Here is a 22027-nt window from a genome sequence, read left to right on the forward strand (position 1 = left end):
GTTTTAACTGTTAATTGCTGTTGGTGATAACCCAGATAAAGATATAATTTTGCTGTATTATTTTTTAGCTGCTGTTACAGGTTTTTGTAAGCCAAAGCCATCAAATAATTCGTTAAGTTTTAGCGTCAAACCCAAATATAATCCCCCCGCAGAACGAGTACCGGAAAAATCTTGGTCATCAACTTTACCAAAGGCGTAACCAGCCGAAAGCCGCAGATTAGGACTTAAATAATACCCAGCCTCCACTACAAAACCCGTCTCAGTATAGTTGGCTTGACCAATCACCCGCGCCTCACCAACTAAATCCCAACTATATCCCAGGCGATAAGTAGCACGTAATTGTCCCAAGTTCACCGTACTAGTACCTACTAGATCATTTGCTAAATAAGAAGTACTGTTACGCAGTGCATACTTACCATAAAATTCCCATTGCCAATTAGGCGCATAAATCGCTTCTACAGCGAAGGTATGGTCTTGAGAACCTGTACCACTACCTAAAAGAATCGTGTCAGGAATAGTCGCCGGATTTTGGCGATACTCATAACGCAACAAGGCGTTAAATTTATCGTTGTTGGGGTCGCGGTAAGCTAAACCCAGCTTCAAATTCGCTGTATCTCCTAGTCCTGAGAGTTTTTGATTGGAAGAGTTGGCTTGTTGATATCTCACCAAAGCTGTGAGTGCAGGAGAAATTTTCCCTAAGGCGGCGGCTGTAATCACTGTGTTAGAACCACCAGAAGAAGTCCGATGTTCATAACGCGCGCTGGCTTGGAATTGAGGATTATCAGAGTATTCCAAACCTATGCTGTAACTATCACCCCCATTAAATCCAATAGAAGAAGCACTTTGACCAACAGCAAAGGGTTGGGCAAATTGTTGACCTGCGGCGGTACGGTTGAAGAAGTTACCAAAAACGTGTTCATAAGCCAAATTCAACCGCAAACCAGAAGCAATCAGCCAACGGTTATTTAACCCAATAGCACCTTGAGTAGTCAGTTCATTAGCCCCACCAATGATTGAGTAACGACCAGTAAGGGTAGTATCAGAACCGAGTTTATGCTCACCGTTAACACTTAAACTGGTGATGGAGTTACTGTAAGACTGACCGCTACTGTAAAACTGTTGAGCCAGACTGATATTCACACCAGGAACAACAGCCCAATTGAGACCGAAGATAGTGCGGTCTGGGTAGACAGTATCTTTTTGGGAAGATAGGGTGAGTTCGTTTTGGGCTTGGAATGTCAGGTTGTTTGTCAGGGGATATGTTAGACGGGAACGTAATTGATTTGATGTACTTTCTAGACCATTTGTCGCTATCCGGTCTTCCCGATTACGGTGAATCCAATCTACATCTACAGTGGCTTTACCAAAACGTTGTTGAATCCCCGCCGAAATTGTTGTCAGGGAATTATCGACTTGGCTACCTGGAATTGCTTGTGAACGTGGAGAAAATAATTCTTCAAATGTATCTAGTGGTTGAGGTGCAATACCAAAGTTGTCTTCATGGTCATACTGGACACGAATATTTGTAGTTTGGGAAAGTCGCCCTGTTAACTGTCCACCATAGCGAGTTTGACCAGGGACAAAACTAATAGTGGCGTTATTGGCAAAACCTGTATCAGCATAGCGATAATAAGCCCGACCTTGTAAACCTGAAAAAATCTGTCCTTGGGCTTCTAGACGGTAGGCTTCGCCACGTACTCGCCCCATAATGTCAGAATCATTACGAGAATGAGCATATTCGGCAATTAGCTGGTTTTGAGAACCGAGAGAGATTTTGGCATCTGCACCATAAAGTTCAAAACCACGTAGTCCTTGATTCTCTCTGACATAGGTTGCAGCGATCCAACTCTCTTGGTTGAGGGTGCGGGAAAAGTTGTATTGCAAACGACCTGCATAGATATTGCTATCAGAATTGTTGCTGTCATATTGATAGGTGACAACAATCCGCCGCACCAGAACCTGTCCCGTTGCATCAATATCAGTACGTAAGACTGGTTCACGGAAAATTACAGTACCGCGATCGTAGTCTATTTCGTAATCTGGGCCGCGACTTAATTGTTTACGTTCCAGCACTGTACCAGGACGGTTGAGTTCTTCTAATTCAATAAAAAGGTTTTCACTACCAGGAACAACTAACCGCCGGGAAAGGAAGTAATAACCACTGGTTCCATCAGGTGCAATGGTGTCTCTTTGAAAGGCTTCTAAGTTATTGCCATAGAAACCTGTAATTTGCAGATTACCTAAGTTGTAGTTGGCTTTAAAGCCGTGGAGTTGGCGGGTAACGGCAGTGAATTGCTGAGAAGACCGAGCAAATTCCTCTGTGTTGTAGTCGCCCCACATAGCATAATCAGGCGCAGTACCTGGAATACCTGTAGAACGTTCAAAACGCAGATATACACTGTCAATGGAGGGTGTAACTACGTCTACTTTAGAACTATCGCCGTAAACAGGATAGTTTTGTTCGCTAAATTGGTATGACCTAAACAGACGATTGTCACAGTTACAATCTTCGTTGAGGCTACGAGAACTATTGTATGCACCAGTAAACAACCACTCACCGATCGCACCCGTGGCAAATATGGCTGAGTTAAACTCTAATTGGGTACCATTATTTCTATCAGAGGGGAGGAAATCACGGAACCTGCTGTAATAATTTGTTCCTCTTGCTCCCAACCGCACATCTATCACCCCAGTCACCAAACTAGGGCGTAGTGCTGTGGCAAACTCCAGTTGGGTGAAGGCTTCTAAATCGTTAGCTACAGCCCGAATCCTGCCTGTTTGGGCTTGGAGAGGCGATCGCCATACCGCAGTAAATTCTCCCTTTTTCGCCTCTACCTGAAACCCTGGTTGTTCTGGTTTCAAGTCAGTTCCTACCAACTCTCCCACCGTGGGAATTAAGGTAATAATGGCATCTTGATTTGAGCGATTGCCATTTTCATCGAGGAGTTGACCGCGAATTGTCGCCGTTGAACGTCCATCAGCCGGGACACGAGATTCAACGGTTTCTACTGTGAGTTTTTTGGCTGTTCCCCTAACAACTACCCGTAGGGTTACAGGTGCTTCTGTCCCTCCTACTATTTGTGCAGCTAGAGTATTTTCCCCTTCCTTGAGACCAACGCCATACCATGTCTGCGTTACTAAGTTAGTATCAGCATCAGTTTCTGTACGTCCCAACAAAGAAGAGTCTACTAGTACCCCATTTACCCGCAACTCTACTTGACTACCAGATGGGAATTGCACTGCTACGGTAGTTGCTGGCACATCAATCACACCGTCAGGACTGGGAGTCAAGATTTTCACTCCTGTTGCAGTTGTTGGAGTATTTTCCCTCCGTCCATTACCCTTATCTGTTTCTGCAACTAATTTGCGTAAACTTCTAGGTATGGGTGTATCTGTTGCTGGTTGAAAGGTGGGAATTTCCTTTGGGGTAGTTGGCGCTGGTTCTGCAAGCCTACTTAAACCTCTGGGTAATGGGTCATCTGCTGGTTGGAATGGTGAGATAGCATTTGTTGGTGCGTTGGATGTAGGTGTTTCCTCTTGTACTTCATTGGTCTGAGTTGTGCGACCTAATCCCCTAACCCCTTTCTCTACAGGGGAAGTGGAAATATTCAAAGCCTCTGGGGCGGGAGAGGGGTTTTCTATTTCATCCTGGGTTAACTGAGTGGTTAATTCAGTTGTGCGACCTAATCCCCTAATCTCTTTCTCTAGTGGGAAAAGGGGAATATTCAAAGCCTCTCTCTTGATAGAGAGGTCAGGAGAGGGGTTTTCTAAATCAGGTGAAAATTCTGGATTTTCTGGAACCTCTGCATGAACTATTGCTGGATATAAGACAAAGCTGAAAGCCCCAGCCATTGCGCCCATCAATCGTAAATTGAAAATAGTTACAGGTTTCATGGCTTGATTACCTCCTGTGGGGTGGGAGTAACCGCAAAGTTCATCCTTACCAAACCACCAGGTTCGAGACGTACCCAACGAGATTGGCTATTGCGTTCGCGAAATTTCTCGTTGGGAGCTAGTTTGTAACCAGGAACGCTACTTAGGTCTAATACTCCCGTGTGGCTTCCGGGTAAAACGTTGGCGAGGGAGAATAAACCGTTGGGATCTGTGGTGATGCGGTTACCGTCTTGGAGGAAAATCACAGCGTTGGCAATTCCCGCTTCTCCTGGTTGTTGTTCACCGTCAAAGTTTTTGTCATCAAAGACCCGACCAATAATAGTGCCGCAGTCAGAAACTATACCTGGACGAATTTTCAGCTGGTGCGTTGCTGGGCCATCCTTAATCCTAAATCTGTTATCAGCCCGTTCAGCATTAACGATCGCACTATTTCGACCACTACCACGCAAAGAATCGGTCGTGAGTTGAGCCGCATAGGCAATGTTAATGACTTTACCAACGGGAACATCCACGTTAGAGCGAAATGTAATAGTATTACCATTACTAACAGGAGTGACAGTGACTGACTCCCCATCAATTTCACCCCGCACAGACTTAGGAATAAAATTAAAACCTAAAGGTAAAGTATCCGTAATTTCCACATTACTTAAAGCTGCATCAGATAAATTTCGTACTGATAAACGATAGATCACAGTATCTCCAGGTTCAGCCGTAGCGCGATCGCCTGTTTTGATCAGCTGTGCTTGAGTTGCCTGACACATATTTGTGGTGAACTCAAAAGCCAATAAATCTAGTCCCACTACCTCGGCATTAGGAACTAAAACCACAGTGCTTTCTACCCTAGAGTCACCAGTTAAACTGATTGGTTGACCATCTAAAGAAGTCGCAACATAACGCACGATACTGTTATTAATTGCGCCTGTACTATTGAGAATTTCAATTTTAATCCGCCGTTGTCGATAAACAGAATTAGCCGGAGGGTTAACTACAAAAATATAGGTTCTGCCCGGTTCAATTTGACCACGATTAGGGTCGAGAAGAAAATTATAAACACCAGCCGGATTATTAGTAATGAAATAAGGATTACTGTTCTCAGAATTTGGTCTTAACCCACCAGGGATATTGTTATTGGGAATATCAGGAACTTCTGTGGGTGTGAGAGAAACCAACTGCCCTAATTCTGTACCAGTGGGGTCACTGGGATTAGGTTCATAGACGCTAACAGAAAAACCAGTATAGTCTGGTAATAGCGTTCCTGCACAACCTAAAATCCTGCCTAACGGGTCAACCAAAGGACTAGGATTGACATTAGTCTTAATAGTTAATCCTTGATATCGATTATTACTAGCTCTATCTTGATAAGTGTATGTAGCTTGGTTTGTGATATTGACGACGGGAGTATTTTGCGCGGTCACTGGTGTCGTTATGGTAGTATGCAATAAGCTTCCGAAAAGAAAAGTGGCAGTTAACCTTTGATACCAGTTACTGCGGAAGTAAATTGAAGTTGTTTTACAAGGACGAATCACTGAATTTCTCCCCTCAGAAGCGCCCTGTTATTTATGAATAAAGGCATTTTATTGATACAAATATGAGCCGTCGTCATTGAAATTTGGAACAACGGCTAACTATTAATTAGATGTTTTCTAGTAGTGCTAATTCGTAGTTAAGAATTAGAATTAATTAACGCACCTGGGTTAAATAGGTCGCCTTAACCGTAGTTTTAGCTGCTACTAATGGCAGTTGCAAACGAATGTTTGTATAAGCAGTAGCTGGAGCTGGTTTAATTTCAGCTTTACCGCCAGGGAGGATAACTTTAACTGTGGGGTTCTCAACAAAACTGCGACCGCCATCAATGCTGTAAGTAATTTTGGCTTCTGTATTGGAAATATCAACTGATTTCAGCACATATACCATGCCTTTGGGAATCGGTTGGTTGAGAGTCAAATTTTTGATTGAGCGATCGCTTTTATTTTCGCCATTTAAGGTATAACGCAGCACATCTCCAGGCTGTACTACAGCTTGACCTTGTAATGCTTGCCAAGCAACCTTCTGTTTCCCCTGCTGATCCTTGCTAATAACCTGTTTTTCCGCCCCTAAGCGCAATTGCAACTGTGGTTGATTTTTAATACTTTGAGCAACTACACTTCCTGGTAAGTGATCGATAAATGGTGCGGTAGCAATCAGCGCAAATGCACCCACACCAGCGATAAGAACACCCTTCATGACAAATAACCCCGAAAAACTATTAGATATATGATTCCCATGTTTGTAATCAGGACTTAAGTCCTGACTACAAACTGTGCAGAACTTAGTTAACCTTGCGTCGGAAAGTAAACGTTCTTTGTTGACCTGGTGCTACTTGACCAGTCACACTGTTGACATACCGAGTCACATCAGTGTTGACAGTAGTTCCAGTCTGATCACTACCTGAGGTAGTAGCAGGATTACCATTGAAGAATTGGATAGTACCATTGGGGTCAGTAGCTGAACCAATTATGTTGCTGGTATCAATCTGATTATTTCCATCATTGTCTAATGCCCAGTTATTAGGCGCAGTCACACCATTTTCATTGATGACTACATTGCTGGCGTTCAGGATGATGTTACCGTTACCAGATTGTGGCTCAGAAATGTTGCTGTATTGAATCTGGTACTCAATAATGTTTCCAGGTACAGGACTCTTGTTACTATCACTCAGTTGACCATCAGGCCCAGCTACTGGTTGTCCGTTTTGATCTAGGATTCTGGAGAGTTTCCGCAGTTTCAGGAAGCCAGTATATACACGGTTGATTGTGGTGTTGCGGACGGTTTCTGTACCTAAGCCAGGAGTTCCATCATCCACAAAGGCAGTAATTGGAACTGGGAAACCTCTATCAATATCTGTAGATAATTGAGTGGGATCAGGTAGATCAATTTCCACACCGTAGTTGATGTTTGTTCCTGGTGCGACGTTGGGAATAGTTATGTATTCGCTGGCGAGATCAATAGGGGATTGATCTCCTGTTGTAGCCGGATTGCGATCGCTATCAAAGAGGAACTCAGATCCAGTCCAGACATAGGATCTCGATTCAGAAGCATAAGTAATCGTTACTAATGTACCAACAGGTAAATCAGCATTGTTTCCAGCTGGTGTATTACTTGCCGGTGGGATGGGTACTAAAGAGTAGTTACTAGGAGCGCTACCACTATTTCTGATGGTGTTGGTAAAGGCTACTGGCTGTGGATTTAATGTAGAGTTTGGTTGTGTGCCGAAAGGTACTAAAGAAGATTTGTTAGTAAAGTCGTCATTAGTTCCACCGGAGGGACCAATGGCATTAGGAGCATTGACTGGACCATTGAGAACGGCTGAAGCCACGGGAACTTCTAGCGTGAAGATGTTAGCTTCACCACCTGTACCCACACCAGTGTTATCGTTATTGCCGTCAACTCCTGTTTCTGGGGTAGCTGGACTATCAACGAAACCATCATCGACATCAGCATCAAGTAACCTATCAGGCACACCGTCATTATTGGTATCTGTACCTGGGGGTGGTGTCATGTTGCCCACTTGTCCATCAAAATTGCTGGGGTTTTGGTCTCCAGACTCATCGTATACAGGGAAGTTATTCCCAGGGGTTTGACCAAACAATTGAGCAATGTTGGCAACATTTAAAGATGTACCAGCAAAGTTGGATTCGACTCTTAAATTAATAATAAAATTATTAACGGTTTGATTGGGTGCAACAGATGTAACTGTAGCAGTGTTGTTGATAAAACCAACACGGGTGACTGTACTCAAGTTTGCTGGTGCTGTTGTCGTCCACGCCGCAGCATTAGCATCTGTTGTAATTGGTGATGTCGTATATACGGCTGTCCATCCGTTGGGAGCGCTTACTGATGCCAAATCTGTGCCGGTAGGAATGGCATCGGAAACTAAGATGTGCGGAACATTAGGTATTCCATCAAGATTAATACCTCTACCTTCCAAGGCGGCTGGAGTGATACCCTGTCCTGTAGGGTCATTGCCTTCAACTCGCAAACTCAACCCATAGGTAAGTGTGTCATCTGTAATTGAGTTAGTTGTCCCCCCATTGTTGTAAGCAGTACGTGTCTTGAGAACTGTGGCTAAAGAGTAGGTTTTAACGCCTCCACCTACTTGAACATTAATAGATGTATCACTAGCTTCCCTAGTGCCGTTCACAGGTGCGCCATCTACTTCATCAGTCACACTACCGTTGGGATTATCTACAGTGTAAACGTCACCACCATCAGGACTACGCAAAACGTTTTGAGCATTAGCAGGGGTATTACCTAACTTAACCGTAATAACGTCACCGCTTTGAGCGCCTGGCTGTACAGTAACGGGGACTCTAACTAATACCTGACCGCCGACAGCAATGTTGGGAACAATGGCCTCAGAACCAGTGATGTTAACCCAGGTTACGCCGTTGTCGATACTATATTGCAGATTGTTGAGTGTACCGTTGTTAGGTAATGTCCCGGAAACTGTGGCTGGCCCCGTTGTTGTTGCCAAGTTGGGTATACGGAACTGGGTGGGGTCGTTACCGACGTTGGTGATGGTGTAATTGAAGATTAAGAGATCATTTTCTTCAATCGTACCGCCGTTGTTGTCTACTAAACCTGTGTAGTCTACTGTAATACCTGCCACTTCTGCCACTGTTACAGTTACAGTGTTGGAAGTTGTATTCAGGGGTACATTGGGATTGTTGGGGTCTTCGTAAGTAGCAGTCGCTTCGTTTCTGATAGATGTACCCGCCTTAGTTCCTTCTGCTAGTGCAGGCGTAGTAAATGGGAAAATGCCGCTTGCTAAAAATGCCGTGGCGACTAAAGCACGGTAAATTTTTGACTTTCCAGTCTTGTGAGCCTTTTGGTGGAAATTCATTTGATTTGGTTATTTGGTTGAGTGCTGCCTGATAAATTTCGAGAACAAGTGAATCTAAGATATGCCTGAGATAAGGAAACTATCGGTGTAATTTGTATCGCAGTCACCCGGCGATACGAACTAATCTCAAAGTAATAAAGATTACCCAAATCTTTCTAGTCTAGTTCCTATAAGAAAGTGTGTTTACAGATGTAAACGGAAGTCTTATGTAGGGCGTTAACTGTAACTAGTTCTACTTAAATTTAGTTCTATTGGCTGAATTAGAGTTGAATGATGGCCGCAGAGCGATCGCTCAATAGTAAAAACTTAAGACAATCGCCTCAGATTTTAAAACAGTTAAACTACTGGGATTAAATAATATAAGTTCCCAAAAGCCAGTTTTTTACTTAAGTAATTACGGAAAAACATCTCTGTATTTATAACCAATCAAATGGTCTTAAATTAGTAATATTTTTGACTCAAAAATATAATAACTGCTTTTTCCGGAACATAAGCCCCCGGCAGATACCCGACAAAAATTATCGGGTATGTTTGACTAGTGTTTTTACCCGTGTTACTATCAACGGCAGTTGACGGACAAACAGGGAAAGCTAGTTATATGACGCAGGCAACATCTACACCCACCCAAACAAGCAATGCCACTCTTTCAGCTTTGAAGTGTAAGGAATGTGGCGCAGAATATGAACTGAAGGCTACTCATGTGTGTGAGTACTGCTTTGGGCCGTTGGAAGTGAAGTATGACTACAATGCCTTGCGTCTCTCTGTGACCCGTGAAAAAATCCAAGCTGGGCCAAACTCAATTTGGCGTTATCGCCCCTTCCTACCCGTCACAACTGACAATGTAATTGATGTGGGAACGGGTATGACTCCCCTGGTACGTTCCCATCGTCTTGCCCGTCGCCTGGGTCTAAACAAGCTTTACATCAAAAATGATGCGGTGAATATGCCCACCCTCAGCTTTAAGGATCGGGTGGTGTCCGTCGCCCTTTCTCGCGCTAGAGAGTTGGGATTTACCACAGTTTCTTGTGCTAGCACGGGTAACTTAGCAAATTCTACAGCTGCGATCGCCGCCCATGCCGGTTTAGATTGCTGCGTGTTCATCCCCGCAGACTTAGAAGCAGGGAAAATTCTGGGTAGCTTAATCTACAGTCCTACCCTCATGGCAGTGAAAGGTAACTACGACCAAGTAAATCGCCTCTGCTCGGAAGTGGCTAATACACATGGTTGGGGCTTTGTCAATATCAACTTGCGCCCATACTATTCCGAAGGTTCCAAAACTTTGGGCTTTGAAGTGGCTGAACAACTAGGCTGGGAACTACCTGATCATGTTGTTGCACCTTTGGCTTCTGGTTCATTGTTCACCAAAATCTATAAAGGCTTCCAAGAGTTTGTGGAAGTTGGTTTAGTGGAAGGTAAGAAAGTCCGCTTTAGTGGCGCGCAGGCGGAAGGTTGTTCACCCATTGCTCAAGCCTTTAAAGAAGACAGAGACTTTATTAAACCCGTGAAACCGAATACAATTGCCAAATCAATTGCGATCGGTAATCCAGCAGATGGCGTTTATGCTGTTGATATCGCTAAGAAAACTGGCGGTAATATTGAATCAGTAAATGATGCAGAAATTATCGAAGGCATCAAATTACTGGCAGAAACAGAAGGCATATTTACAGAAACAGCTGGTGGTACAACCGTTGCTGTGCTGAAAAAATTGGTAGAAGCCGGCAAAATTGATCCAGATGAAACTACCGTGGTTTACATTACTGGCAATGGTTTGAAAACCCAAGAAGCTGTACAAGGCTATGTTGGCGAACCTTTGACAATTGATGCCAAGCTCGATAGTTTTGAGCGTGCTTTAGAGCGTTCACGTACCCTCGACCGCTTAGAATGGCAACAAGTCCTCGTTTAGTAATTAGTCAGTGGTCATTAGCAACTAACAACTGACCACTGTCAACTATCAACTGACCAATCATTTATTAACTATGGCTGTAAAAGTTTTAGTCCCCACCGCTCTGCAAAATTTCACAAATAATCAAGCTGCTTTAGAATCTAGTGGTAGCAGTATTGCAGAACTCCTAGATTCTTTAGAAAAAAGCTTTCCCGGTATTAAAGCGCGGTTGTGCGATGACAATGGACAGCCACGGCGTTTTTTGAATTTATACGTCAACAGCGAAGATATCCGCTTTTTAGATGGGACAGCTACACCGTTGAAAGATGGTGATGAAGTCAGTATTGTCCCTGCTGTAGCGGGTGGTTGAGGTTTATCCATACTTTTTCCCCTAATTGTGGGGGAGAAAGTTATATATTATTAATATTAAACTTGAGTAAGTTTTTGTAACCAGTAACTATTATCATCAATGGTGAGGATGATTCTTTCGTAAGATTCATTCTGTAGCTCGATATTTAAATAGCTATCATCTCGATTTACATACCAAAACTCTTTACCTCGTTCAGTATAATAAGTACCCGCTTTGATTATCCCCGGAATAAAGCTACCTGGTGCGCGTAGTTCTTTCCAACTACTTTGAGGTTTAGCGATTGTCACTTGCTTGATATTCGCTAAGGGTATTAGCCAAAGTTTTTGGAACCGAACAGCCAGTAATTGCTCTTGCCATGTAAATTCTAGTCGTAATTTGTCCTCAACTATATTCAACAGCATTTCCACCCCTTCCTGACTATTTTTACTTCTATTGTTATCCCAAGACCTTTGTTTGTGGATATATTCAATGAAATTATTCCCGAATTTTGACTGAATATAAATTGATTAGCCAAACTTGGTAGTTGTAGTAGATAAATAAATTGAAAAATGATTAATAGCAACTTAGAACAGTTTGCCAGTGACAATTACGCGGGTATTTGTCCAGAAGCAATGGACTACATGATTAAAGCTAATCAAGGTAGTGCGCCAGCTTATGGAAATGATGAATGGACACAAAAAGCAGCAGACTATTTTCGAGAACTTTTTGAAATTGATTGCGAAGTATTTTTTACTTTTAACGGTACAGCTGCAAATTCATTATCTTTAGCTGCGCTTTGTCAGTCATATCACAGCGTGATTTGTCATGAGACAGCACATATAGAAACAGATGAATGTGGCGCACCAGAGTTTGCTTCTAATGGTTCTAAGCTGTTACTCGCTAAAGGCGAAAATGGTAAGTTAACACCACAGGAGATAGAGTCTGTAATCACGAAACGGGCTGATATTCATTATCCTAAACCAAAAGTTATTAGTATTACTCAAGCTACAGAATTAGGAACTTTGTATTCTATAGAAGAACTTTTAGCTATTAAAGAAGTTGCCCACAAGTATCAATTAAAAATTCACATGGACGGCGCGCGCTTTGCCAATTCAGTCGCAGCCATGAATAAAAGTCCAGCAGAGATGAGTTGGAAAAGTGGTGTGGATGTATTGTGTTTTTGCGGGACAAAAAATGGTATGGCATTAGGGGAAGCAATTATATTTTTTAACCGAGCCTTGGCAGAAGACTTTGATTATCGTTGCAAACAAGCGGGACAATTAGCATCAAAAATGCGGTTTATTTCTGCGCCGTGGTTAGGTTTGTTAGAAACTGGCGCGTGGTTAAAAAATGCTCGATACGCGAATCAATGTGCGGCTTATTTAGAGAATGAATTGTTAAAGATAGAAGGTGTGGAAATTATGTTTCCCCGTGAAGCTAATGCAGTTTTTGTTAAACTGCCAGAGCAAGTTATTAATGACTTAAAAGCAAAAAATTGGCTATTTTATACTTTCATAGGGGTGGGTGGCGTACGCTTTATGTGTTCTTGGAATACTACCAAAGGCAGAATTGATGAATTGATTGGAGATATTAAAACAGGATTGGGCTAAATTGTGGCGACTAGTAGCAGTTAATTTATAAATAAAAATAAGTAATACAAATACATAAGATTTTTTGACTACTGTGTATTGATTATTCTCTATTTATCTCATGACTGAATAACTAATAACTATTGACTGGCTATCCTATGTCAAAATGAAGGTAATTTATTACCTAAAGGTAAGCGATCGCTCGACAAGCTAGACAAAGGATAACCTGAGCAATGGCAGATCCAACCAATCAAAATCAACCGGGAGACGCAGTTCCCAGCACTGTTGACCAAAAAGCCCCCACTGTCGCTGAAGAAAACGCCCCCAGCACTAGCGAACCAGTAGCGACAAACCTTCCTACTGCCAACACGCCAGATCCCCAAGCAGCGAACCCGAAGACTAACCCCAATGCTGCTGCACCTCCTAAGGAAGAAAAACCAGCCGCAGCCGCTAAAGCTGCGAAGAAAGAGAAAGCCCCATCTGTGGAAGACAAGCCATTTGTAGAGTTCATGGAGCAAGACTACTTGCCGGCTTTGCAAAAGGCAATTACTGCGGAAGGAGTTAAAGATTTACAGCTTTCTTTCGCCAAGCAAAAGCTACCCATTGCTGGTTTGTCATCGGCGGAAGAATACTGGCAAGTAATTGGTAGTTGGCAAAACGGTCAACGCCAATTTAATGTGTATTTCCCTGATGAAGATATCCAGGGCAAAAAAGGTTTTTCTTGCAATGAAGGCAGAAGACCAAGCACCCTAGAGTCATTTTTAATCGATGAGCGCAAAATTACACTGGATATGTTGGTATCTCGTCTGGTGTATCGCTTAAACGGTCAGAAGTGGTTGGGGAGAAACTAGGTTTTTTTAGATTACCGACTTCTTCAAGCAGTCGGTAATCTGAGTCCTAGTTAAGTTCATAAAAGTGATAGGTGACGGCTCCAGTAATGGGGTCGTTGTCTATTTTGACGTAACCTGATTTCAGCATTTCCTTGAGCGTGGCTTCTACTTCTGTAAAGCTGGCTCCCGTGGCTTTGACTCCTTGAGTCACAGTTAAACTACCGCCTTTGGTTTCTGCGGCTTCAATTAATTTGACTATCAGTTGGTCTTTGGTTAAACGCTGGGTTTGGGATGTAGTGATTGGCTGATTTAGGGGTACACCTAAGGGAGACACACCAGCTTTTAGTCTCAGTTGCTGTTCATATTCGTCAACCATACCAGGCATGAGAAACAAATCCACAAACTGCCCGATGCCAAATACGCCCCCTGTGCATAGCCACAACAAACCAGTGCCAATTTTGCCGTTGTAGAGCCGATGTAGTCCTCCTAAACCAAAAAACCAGGCCGCACTCAAAATGTAAGAGACAAGCACACGGTCTTTCTGCTGATGATTAACAGTCATGTTGTGGTTAACCCCTTGGATTTACGCTTGTTTTCTGGGATAGTGTCTTGTTGCTGTTTTGTTTGAGAGCTGCATATCAGCTACGCTGGGAAAAATGCGATCGCCTAATGCACAGAAATATTTGATAATTCTACTAACTCAATTGTAGTTAAGTACCCCCACTCGCCTTTGTTCCCTGCTCTGGCAAAGACGCTACGCCAATGCTGAGAGTGAGGATTTGCCCGATACGTTAACCACCAAATTCCCCCCATCGATTCCGCAAATGTTGAACTATTGTTGCAACTCTTAACGTTTTGCCTACCAGTTTACCTCTGCACCTTGGTAGACTGAATTTTATACAAACTAATTATTGTCGGCTGTTGCGCTTTGTGAGAGCCTAAACTTGGTTCTTCGGGTGTACTCAAGATAATCAAGACAAAAGAGCAATTAGGACATGGTAGATTCCCTAAAAAAACCAGGCTTTGAAGAAATCCGTCCGGGCGTTAAAGTCCCGGCAAAAGAAACTCTATTAACACCCCGGTTTTACACCACTGATTTTGATGAGATGGCACGGATGGACATCTCCGTCAATGAAGACGAGTTACTAGCCATTCTGGAAGAATTCCGGACTGACTATAACCGCCATCACTTTGTTCGGGATGCCGAGTTTGAAAAATCCTGGGATCACATTGACGGGGATACTCGCCGCTTGTTCGTAGAATTTCTCGAACGGTCTTGTACAGCAGAATTCTCCGGCTTTTTGCTTTACAAAGAACTCGGTCGCCGTTTGAAAGATAAAAGCCCAGTTTTGGCAGAGTGCTTTAACCTCATGTCACGGGACGAAGCGCGTCATGCAGGCTTTTTGAACAAAGCGATGTCAGACTTTAACCTGTCTCTTGACTTAGGGTTTTTAACTAAGAGCCGTAACTATACCTTCTTTAAGCCAAAATTCATTTTCTACGCTACCTACCTTTCAGAAAAGATTGGTTACTGGCGCTATATCACCATTTATCGCCACTTGGAAGCACATCCAGAAGACAGAATTTATCCAATTTTCCGGTTCTTTGAGAACTGGTGTCAGGATGAAAACCGTCACGGAGATTTCTTTGATGCCATCATGAAATCTCAGCCACAAATGTTGAACGACTGGAAGGCGAAACTGTGGAGTCGTTTCTTCCTGTTGTCGGTGTTTGCGACGATGTATCTCAATGATATTCAACGTAAAGACTTCTACGCTTCCATCGGTTTAGATGCACGAGATTACGACATCTACGTGATTAAGAAGACCAATGAAACCGCAGGTAGAGTATTTCCAGTAATTCTGGATGTGGATAGCCCAGAATTTTACGAACGCTTAGATATATGTGTTGAGAATAGCGAAAAATTGAGTGCGATCGCTAGCTCTAATACTCCTAAGTTCCTGCAATTCTTCCAGAAATTACCAGTATTAGCATCTACTGGCTGGCAATTATTACGCCTGTACTTGATGAAACCAATTGATGCTGTTTCTGCCCAAGGCGCAGCGCGTTAAGTTGTAACATTTTTTTCAATGCTCAGTGGTTCTGTTTTACACAGAGCCACTTTTTTTATGTCAAAAATCTACTAGAAGACGCGATTCATCGCGTCTCTACAAATGGTTTATACGTAAGTCCTCATCTCATCAATATCACCCTCAAGGGTACTGTCAGTATATGGGGATCAGCCGTTAGGTTAGTTATGTAGTTTCCCAGTAAACAATTGTATGACAGACCTAATAGACCCATCTCAAATTATTGTTAGACCAAGACCAACTTTACTTTCAACTTTTGAATTGTTGGTGAAACCAATTGCTCCTGTTGGTTCTGGCCCTAGTGTTGTAGCGCGTACGGTTATCCAAGGTTACTTTTTAACCATTGCCAATACCAGTAACTCAGATATCAAAGTACGGTTACAATTTACTGCCACAACCCCAGAATTAGATTTAACTAATACTGTTACTATCACCGATGTTCAAGGTGTAAACGACTTTTCTGACCTCACCCCTATTGTTGGTGATCCCAAAAGATTTATCTTTAATTTAGGTATTGGTGCTAACGACACAGCTTTATTTACCCTGTTGCCTGATGTCAGCAAACCAGAGGTAATCAAAGCTAACTCTCTGGAAGTCCGGGGCTATGTGGAAATTGCTTTAACATCTCCATCTGGTTCTGTGAGGTTGTTGCTGACACCAGAACACCGTGGTACATTTGTACCGCAAAACTTTGATGCTGTTCGCGCTCCTGATTTTGACCAATTAGTTTATGCTTTGCCTACATCCACCGGACAAAGTGAGTTTACCCTGACAGGCCCTGCCAAACCTAACAAGGAATTCAAGTTAGAAATTAAAGAGATTGAGAAACTAGTTGAGAACAAACTGGCAGAAACATTACCAGTAACACCCCAGGCACAAATACCAAATGACCTACAGCGAGTTATCGGTCTGATGGCTCAACGTCTGGATGAGTTAGAACAACGTACTGTCAGTAACGGCAATGGACGCGCTTTTATCCAAGCGGAGGAACGCCCTAGCGTTGGTCACCACGTAGTTAATCAATAGGGGCAGTATTCATGATAGTAATTGTCGCCAGTCGCCACGATAAAGCCGCCGAGGCACTGGCTCTTCGTTGGATGGCTTATGATGCCAAACTGTTAACAGTTGAAGATTTTTCGGTAGCGGGATGGCGACATTACTTAGATTCTCCCCTTGATTCTACAGCTGTAATTGGTGGGCAGGCGATCGCAGTTGCCAAAATTACTGGCGTTCTCACCCGCCTACCTTACCTTCCTGAACAGGAATTACTGCACATTGCCCCAGAAGACCGCGCCTATGTGGCAGCAGAAATGAATGCTTTCCTCGTTTCTTGGTTATCTGGGTTACCATGTCCCGTTTTAAATCGACCAACGCCAACATATTTACTAGGGCCTAATTGGCGACCACAGCAATGGGCTTATGCAGCCGCTCAAATTGGTATACCTGTGCGTCCGGTCAGACGACAAGTGACATTATCTGCGCCTATCCAGGCTCAAGTTTTAGAAAAACCACCTGTAACTGTGACCGTTGTGGGTCATCGTTGTCTTGGCCAGGTAGATGATAACCTGGCGAATCATGCCAAACGCCTCGCTTGTGCGGCGAAGGTTGACCTGTTGACAGTGCAGTTTAGCAGCAGTGAAGCTAACGCAGAGTTTTTAAATGCTGAGTTGTGGGCTGATATTTCTCACCCAGAAATATGTGATGCCATTTTGGAACATTTGAGTGGAGGGGATGGCAAATGTTGATTTTGTTGTGGGGACTTCCTGAGGATTCACCTTTAGCCGCCGTTTACTCAGAATTGATAAGTCTGGGCATTCCCACCATACTGCTGAACCAACGAGATATTTTAGCAACAGAAATTGAATTATTTGTGGGGGAATCAGTGCAAGGTGTGCTTCGGACTCCACAGCAAACAATTGACCTGAGTGCAGTCACGGCTGCTTACATTCGCCCCTACGACTCACGTCGCCTACCCCAAATAGAACAAGCTGGTATCCATAGTTTAGCTTGGCAGCAGGCGATCGCGATCGATGATACTTTGTTATGTTGGTCGGAAATAACCCCAGCCTTGGTAATTAACCGTCCCGCCGCGATGGCTCCTAATGGTTCCAAACCCTACCAACTAGAGCAGATTCGTCAGCTAGGCTTCCAGATTCCGGCAACCTTAGTGACTACAGACCCCAAGGCTGTGCAAGCCTTTTGGCAACAACATGGCAATATTATTTACAAGTCCATCAGTGGTATTCGCAGCAAAGTCTCCCGCCTCAACCCAGAACATCTAGAACGCCTGGCCAATGTATCCTGGTGTCCGACTCAGTTCCAGCAGTATATCCCTGGTAGAGATTATCGAGTTCATGTAGTGGGTACAGAAGTTTTTGCTAGTGAAGTGATTTCCCCAGCCGATGATTATCGTTATGTAGCCCAAAATGAAGAGTCTACAGTTATCCGCCCTGGTGAAATTCCCCAAGAGGTAGAAGCAAAATGTCTGGTCTTAGCTCAAGCCATCAACTTACCCCTTTGCGGTATAGATTTACGCCAAACACCAGAAGGTGAATGGTACTGCTTTGAAGTCAATCCTTCCCCTGGGTTTACCTACTATGAATATGCTACCAGTCAACCGATTAGTAGAGCGATCGCTCATTTACTCGCAGCAGGTAAAATAGATACGGCAATTACTGAAAAGCACGGGAGCAAATTACCAAAAATCACCGTCAGCAACACTTAAAAACCATCCAGATGTCATACCAATGCTTAAAGGTTTGAGAAGCCAACTACCACTGCTGTTAACATTCTGCTTATTCACAAGCCTGCTACCTGCTTCTGGCTCAGTTTTATGTTCTGCTGTTGCCTATGAGGGATATGAAACAGCAGGTAGTCAAGGTACTGATGGGCGGGAGGGTAGAAATGGCCGTGATGGAGACAATCAAACTATCTTTGTTGATGGTTCACCAGTAAATCTTGACCTATCTGGTGAAGACGGTGAAGACGGTGAAGATGGTGAACGAGGCGACAGACCTGATTGTGGGAAGCAACCCAACAACCCCAGCTATGACATTCATGCACGTCATGGCGGTGCAGGTGGGAATGGTGGCGCAGGTGGAAATGGCGGTAACGGTGGTTGGCTGACTGTTTACTACGCAAATTTGGCAGACTTGCGAAAAATTTTTGTGCGTGCAACTTCTGGAGACGGTGGGCGAGGTGGTCGGGGTGGTAATGGTACGGCTGGTTGTAATTGTCGGCGACGCAATTGGGAGATAGAAACCTGTAAAGGTACTCCGGGTACTGCTGATTATAAATGTACAAAGAAACGCTACAGGTGTTACGACGGCCAAGATGGGCGTGATGGTAGTGATGGAAAGAACGGTGAAAGAGGGCGTTTAGGAATTCTCAGTATTGTTAATAGCAAGGAACCTTTAGCTGCTGACAATCCCACCTTGACACTAAATTTGGCGGAAATTCCAGGGAAAAAGTTAAATCTATCGAAAAACAAATGGAATCTGCGACCAGGCTCAACTTCTTTGCTTGCACCTGGTTCTGTTATTGGTGATGAGTACCGAGAATTTACCCAGCGTTTAGAACAAACTGTGCAAATAGTCTGGCAAGAGAAACAACCCATCAGCAGTTTTGCTAATCAAAGCCTGACTGTAAGTTTAAATGACGATAAACAAGTAGAAGTCAATTTCCCGGAAGATTTGTGGTTAGCTGGTAGCACCAGTAGCCAGGCTAACTTGACAACATTCACTGTCAACCATGCTATTCCCAGACAAGATGTGACGCGGTTAGCTGTGGCAGAATTTGCCGATGCGGGAGAAAAGCTGAACTTAAAAATCGTTGATTTAGCTGGGAAATCTGATGCACTTGAAACTCAGTTTCGCGTCAAATTCAGGACAAAAGATAACTCCGGTGGCTTTTCTGACTACAAAACTGTATATGAAGGTGATATCCCCAAAGAACTTGTCACCCGTGACTATAATCGTTTTACCTTGGCTTTGGGTAAGTTAAAAATTCCCTCTGATGCCCTAACTCCTGGCATAAATGTTGATATTGAAATATTAGCTACCCGTTCTTTGGCTGGACGTTCTGCCAAGCAGAGGATTAATTGGCAAGGGGCAATTCGTCGAGAAAGATAGAGCGGAAAGGGATACTCCTGAGGAATATAGGTCACAAGTCACGACGAAGAGGGAAAGAGGTTTTTTCTCTCATTCGTAGTGTGAGCAAATCATATTAGATACTTAATTAATTGGGTAATTTCCCTGAACTTCATACTTTCTTTACAGGAATCACCAGAAAACTGGCTTTTCTTCACCTGAAAAACAAAGTAGCTGCTTACTAGAGGGATTACACTGAGTCTGGATAAAATTTAACCAAACCACGTTGATAAATTCTATGTACAAATAATATTACCTAAGTTGTGAGATTCTGATTCTTCTCTGCGCTAGCTTGATGAGCTGAGGAGATAAATTAGAGATTCATCTGACTTATGTTGATGGGAAAGTCACTAGCTTTTGAAAATGATCCGGATAAGAATTTCATAATCCATAAACAGGATACTATGAAGAGTTTATATTTGTATACTGATTTTTATATTAAGGATGGTAGACTTACTGAGGTGCAACTCTTTTAGATAAATTGATTGTGGTGTTCCATTACATAGGAAATAATTCTTATCACTACGTAAGTGTGAAGGATTGATCAGTACTGAAATTTCGTAATCTACTCATGCTCAAATACTGAGAAAATATTATGAGAGACCACTTGCATAATGAAAAAGGCAAGTTTTACTGGAAAATCCTCCTGAAATTGATGATATATGGTACTTGTTCAACAGTACTATTCACGGCTAGTATCGTAATTGTTAAATCCCTGTTTTTCTACTTTAATTCTATTACCAAGTCTAGTTATCCTACTTCAGTTCCTTGGATAGACAGCCAGTATGAATGTGAGTATACAGGTAGGACTTGGAATGAAAATCAGTGTTGGGATAAAGAACAAAGTCCTTGGTTTTGAATACCTTGCTTCTATAGTTAACTGGATTGTCGCCAATGTATTGGTATTTCCACATTATCAGGTAAGCGAGTCGTGCGATCGCCTATGGCAATACTAACTTGTTGAGGTTTTAAATTTTTGACTCCTGTGAGAATTGCTCCGGCTAATTTAACATCACAAAAGTTAGTATCAGATAGGTTAGCCCCTACGAGATTGCACTGAGAAAGATTGGCTTGATAGAGGCTGGCTCTTTGTAAATTTGCTCCCATCAAATTGGCTTTACACAAATCTGCTTCCGTCAAACTGGCCTCAGTGAAGTCAGCAAATAACATCTCTGTTTGTTGTAACTTAGCTGCATTTAAATTCGCTTCAGCAAGATTAGCACCGTTGAGATTTGCACCCTGTAAATTTGCGCCAATGAGACCACAAAGATATAAGTTAGCCTTACCAAGTTTGGCTCCTTGTAGGTTAGCTAAGAACAGCTTTGCACCAGAAAGATTAGCCAATTTCAATATTGCGTGTTGCAAATTGACTTTATAAAGATTAGCACCTGGCAAGTTAGCTGCACGCAGACTTGCACCCATAAGATTAGCACCGCGTAAATTTGCACCACCAAGTTCCGCACGATTCAAATTTGCGCCTTGTATGTTTGCACCTTGCAAATTTGCTTTCAAAAAATTAGCCTCAAACAGAATAGAACCAGCCAGTTCTGCACCCTCAAGATTTGCTCCACTGAAATCACAACCCCGCAAATCTGCTCCGCGAAAATCACAACCCCGTAAGTCCGCTCGTTGTAAATTTGCTCCCAATAGTTCTACTCGCCTGAGATTAATATTACGCAAATCAAGTCGTTTATCTCCCTCCTCTTGTAAGTAGTTACGTCTACCCACAACCGTCAGAGCCACTTGAATATCCCTACGGATTTTTGGTGATTCTTCATGAACATTCAAGCGCAACTGTGTTGTTCGGCGCTCGCCTTGCTTATACCGACCCAGGGGGGTTAGCTGTGATTCATCTTCCTTTTGCTCTTGTTCTTCTCGAACAGAAGCATTCTCTCGAATAAATGCTGTCAGAATTTCGATAACTGTCCAGTGTTCTTGGGGAAAATCTTGGGCGACTTTTTCTAACACATAAATTGCCCCTGTGCGGGTTTCAATTTTGTCGTGTCCAAGCTGGGTAACAGCAGTCATCAGACGTTCTGAAATTAATCTATCTTCAGATAGTTTGGCATTTTGAATGCTGATTTCTAAATTTTTTTCAGCAGCCAAAGCACTTTTAATAATGACATCTACGCGCTTGGCTGCATAGTAAGCATTAATCATTACACCCAAGCCCAAAAAAATGATGGCAGTAATTGTTAGTGCTTGATTTCTAGATTGTAATTTTTGCTGTATGGTCAACCCTTGAGGATTGGAAGATGCAAATAAAATCACAGCTATAGTAACGGCAAATATCACGGTTATGCCAATCAACCAACGCCATAATTTGTCTGTCTTATTAGCAGGCATAATCGTATCATTCCTTA

At 43.0% G+C, this 22027-nt stretch carries 17 protein-coding genes; 10 read left to right on the forward strand and 7 right to left on the reverse strand.

From position 1 onward, the window contains the following. Nucleotides 1-57: 57 nt before the first annotated feature. The 4 genes from GSQ19_RS04495 to GSQ19_RS04510 form a co-directional block, all read right to left on the reverse strand. The gene (locus GSQ19_RS04495) at nucleotides 58-3894 is read right to left on the reverse strand and encodes a TonB-dependent receptor (RefSeq protein ID WP_011321599.1); all 3837 of its coding nucleotides are present in this window, start codon (nucleotides 3892-3894) and stop codon (nucleotides 58-60) included. Continuing rightward, nucleotides 3891-5420: a DUF11 domain-containing protein gene (locus GSQ19_RS04500; RefSeq protein ID WP_011321600.1), complete on the reverse strand. Its 1530-nt coding sequence runs from the start codon at nucleotides 5418-5420 to the stop codon at nucleotides 3891-3893. The genes GSQ19_RS04495 and GSQ19_RS04500 overlap by 4 nt, the downstream gene beginning before the upstream one ends. 154 nt (nucleotides 5421-5574) lie before the next feature. After that, nucleotides 5575-6117 carry a DUF11 domain-containing protein gene (locus GSQ19_RS04505; RefSeq protein WP_011321601.1) on the reverse strand — a complete coding sequence of 181 codons (543 nt, stop codon included), beginning with the start codon at nucleotides 6115-6117 and terminating at the stop codon, nucleotides 5575-5577. Between the two features lie 85 nt (nucleotides 6118-6202). Then, nucleotides 6203-8776, reverse strand: a complete 2574-nt coding sequence (locus GSQ19_RS04510; RefSeq protein ID WP_011321602.1) for a DUF7925 domain-containing protein — start codon at nucleotides 8774-8776, stop codon at nucleotides 6203-6205. 598 nt (nucleotides 8777-9374) lie between these two features. Here GSQ19_RS04510 and thrC point away from each other — a divergent pair. Together thrC and GSQ19_RS04520 are read left to right on the forward strand one after the other, a co-directional pair. After that, nucleotides 9375-10679 (forward strand): threonine synthase, encoded by a 1305-nt coding sequence (gene thrC, locus GSQ19_RS04515; protein WP_041457108.1) that lies wholly within the window; start codon nucleotides 9375-9377, stop codon nucleotides 10677-10679. A 73-nt stretch (nucleotides 10680-10752) separates the two neighbouring features. Beyond that, nucleotides 10753-11028, forward strand: coding sequence for a MoaD/ThiS family protein (locus GSQ19_RS04520; RefSeq protein WP_010997445.1), 276 nt, complete (start codon nucleotides 10753-10755; stop codon nucleotides 11026-11028). A 56-nt stretch (nucleotides 11029-11084) separates the two neighbouring features. Here GSQ19_RS04520 and GSQ19_RS04525 read toward each other — a convergent pair whose 3' ends face one another. Then, nucleotides 11085-11429 (reverse strand): hypothetical protein, encoded by a 345-nt coding sequence (locus GSQ19_RS04525; RefSeq protein ID WP_011321604.1) that lies wholly within the window; start codon nucleotides 11427-11429, stop codon nucleotides 11085-11087. Nucleotides 11430-11579: 150 nt separating this feature from the next. Here GSQ19_RS04525 and GSQ19_RS04530 point away from each other — a divergent pair, with 150 nt between their 5' ends. Next, nucleotides 11580-12617 (forward strand): threonine aldolase family protein, encoded by a 1038-nt coding sequence (locus GSQ19_RS04530; RefSeq protein WP_041457111.1) that lies wholly within the window; start codon nucleotides 11580-11582, stop codon nucleotides 12615-12617. Between the two features lie 212 nt (nucleotides 12618-12829). Next, nucleotides 12830-13447, forward strand: coding sequence for a DUF2996 domain-containing protein (locus tag GSQ19_RS04535; RefSeq protein WP_011321606.1), 618 nt, complete (start codon nucleotides 12830-12832; stop codon nucleotides 13445-13447). A 46-nt stretch (nucleotides 13448-13493) separates the two neighbouring features. On the opposite strand, the gene GSQ19_RS04540 is transcribed toward GSQ19_RS04535, so the two are convergent. Further along, on the reverse strand, nucleotides 13494-13988 hold the full coding sequence (locus GSQ19_RS04540; protein ID WP_011321607.1) for an NINE protein: 495 nt from the start codon (nucleotides 13986-13988) through the stop codon (nucleotides 13494-13496). A 433-nt stretch (nucleotides 13989-14421) separates the two neighbouring features. On the opposite strand from GSQ19_RS04540, the gene acsF reads away from it, so the two are divergent. The 6 genes from acsF (at nucleotide 14422) to GSQ19_RS04570 (ending at nucleotide 20523) form a co-directional block, all read left to right on the forward strand. Then, the gene (gene acsF / locus GSQ19_RS04545; RefSeq protein WP_011321608.1) at nucleotides 14422-15498 is read left to right on the forward strand and encodes a magnesium-protoporphyrin IX monomethyl ester (oxidative) cyclase; all 1077 of its coding nucleotides are present in this window, start codon (nucleotides 14422-14424) and stop codon (nucleotides 15496-15498) included. Between the two features lie 210 nt (nucleotides 15499-15708). Continuing rightward, nucleotides 15709-16542 (forward strand): hypothetical protein, encoded by an 834-nt coding sequence (locus GSQ19_RS04550; RefSeq protein WP_011321609.1) that lies wholly within the window; start codon nucleotides 15709-15711, stop codon nucleotides 16540-16542. An 11-nt stretch (nucleotides 16543-16553) separates the two neighbouring features. Beyond that, the gene (locus tag GSQ19_RS04555; protein WP_011321610.1) at nucleotides 16554-17261 is read left to right on the forward strand and encodes a hypothetical protein; all 708 of its coding nucleotides are present in this window, start codon (nucleotides 16554-16556) and stop codon (nucleotides 17259-17261) included. Beyond that, the gene (locus tag GSQ19_RS04560; RefSeq protein WP_011321611.1) at nucleotides 17255-18241 is read left to right on the forward strand and encodes an ATP-grasp domain-containing protein; all 987 of its coding nucleotides are present in this window, start codon (nucleotides 17255-17257) and stop codon (nucleotides 18239-18241) included. The genes GSQ19_RS04555 and GSQ19_RS04560 overlap by 7 nt, the downstream gene beginning before the upstream one ends. A 22-nt stretch (nucleotides 18242-18263) precedes the next feature. Further along, nucleotides 18264-19646 (forward strand): hypothetical protein, encoded by a 1383-nt coding sequence (locus tag GSQ19_RS04565; protein ID WP_011321612.1) that lies wholly within the window; start codon nucleotides 18264-18266, stop codon nucleotides 19644-19646. Between the two features lie 613 nt (nucleotides 19647-20259). Further along, nucleotides 20260-20523, forward strand: coding sequence for a hypothetical protein (locus tag GSQ19_RS04570; RefSeq protein WP_041456516.1), 264 nt, complete (start codon nucleotides 20260-20262; stop codon nucleotides 20521-20523). A gap of 17 nt (nucleotides 20524-20540) precedes the next feature. Here the strand turns inward: GSQ19_RS04570 and GSQ19_RS04575 are convergent, their stop codons facing one another. Continuing rightward, nucleotides 20541-22010, reverse strand: a complete 1470-nt coding sequence (locus tag GSQ19_RS04575) for a pentapeptide repeat-containing protein (protein ID WP_011321613.1) — start codon at nucleotides 22008-22010, stop codon at nucleotides 20541-20543. Nucleotides 22011-22027 lie beyond the last annotated feature (17 nt).

It is taken from the genome of Trichormus variabilis 0441 (genome assembly GCF_009856605.1).
Lineage (GTDB): Bacteria > Cyanobacteriota > Cyanobacteriia > Cyanobacteriales > Nostocaceae > Trichormus > Trichormus variabilis.

Bases quoted from the DNA above. Each gene is read 5' to 3' on its own strand.
- GSQ19_RS04495 (WP_011321599.1), bottom strand. From the start codon at position 3,894: ATGAAACCTGTAACTATTTTCAATTTACGATTGATGGGCGCAATGGCT.
- GSQ19_RS04510 (WP_011321602.1), bottom strand. From the start codon at position 8,776: ATGAATTTCCACCAAAAGGCTCACAAGACTGGAAAGTCAAAAATTTAC.
- acsF (WP_011321608.1), top strand. From the start codon at position 14,422: ATGGTAGATTCCCTAAAAAAACCAGGCTTTGAAGAAATCCGTCCGGGC.
- GSQ19_RS04550 (WP_011321609.1), top strand. From the start codon at position 15,709: ATGACAGACCTAATAGACCCATCTCAAATTATTGTTAGACCAAGACCA.
- GSQ19_RS04505 (WP_011321601.1), bottom strand. From the start codon at position 6,117: ATGAAGGGTGTTCTTATCGCTGGTGTGGGTGCATTTGCGCTGATTGCT.
- GSQ19_RS04540 (WP_011321607.1), bottom strand. From the start codon at position 13,988: ATGACTGTTAATCATCAGCAGAAAGACCGTGTGCTTGTCTCTTACATT.
- GSQ19_RS04570 (WP_041456516.1), top strand. From the start codon at position 20,260: ATGAGAGACCACTTGCATAATGAAAAAGGCAAGTTTTACTGGAAAATC.
- GSQ19_RS04525 (WP_011321604.1), bottom strand. From the start codon at position 11,429: ATGCTGTTGAATATAGTTGAGGACAAATTACGACTAGAATTTACATGG.
- GSQ19_RS04535 (WP_011321606.1), top strand. From the start codon at position 12,830: ATGGCAGATCCAACCAATCAAAATCAACCGGGAGACGCAGTTCCCAGC.
- GSQ19_RS04575 (WP_011321613.1), bottom strand. From the start codon at position 22,010: ATGCCTGCTAATAAGACAGACAAATTATGGCGTTGGTTGATTGGCATA.
- GSQ19_RS04565 (WP_011321612.1), top strand. From the start codon at position 18,264: ATGCTTAAAGGTTTGAGAAGCCAACTACCACTGCTGTTAACATTCTGC.
- GSQ19_RS04560 (WP_011321611.1), top strand. From the start codon at position 17,255: ATGTTGATTTTGTTGTGGGGACTTCCTGAGGATTCACCTTTAGCCGCC.
- thrC (WP_041457108.1), top strand. From the start codon at position 9,375: ATGACGCAGGCAACATCTACACCCACCCAAACAAGCAATGCCACTCTT.
- GSQ19_RS04520 (WP_010997445.1), top strand. From the start codon at position 10,753: ATGGCTGTAAAAGTTTTAGTCCCCACCGCTCTGCAAAATTTCACAAAT.
- GSQ19_RS04555 (WP_011321610.1), top strand. From the start codon at position 16,554: ATGATAGTAATTGTCGCCAGTCGCCACGATAAAGCCGCCGAGGCACTG.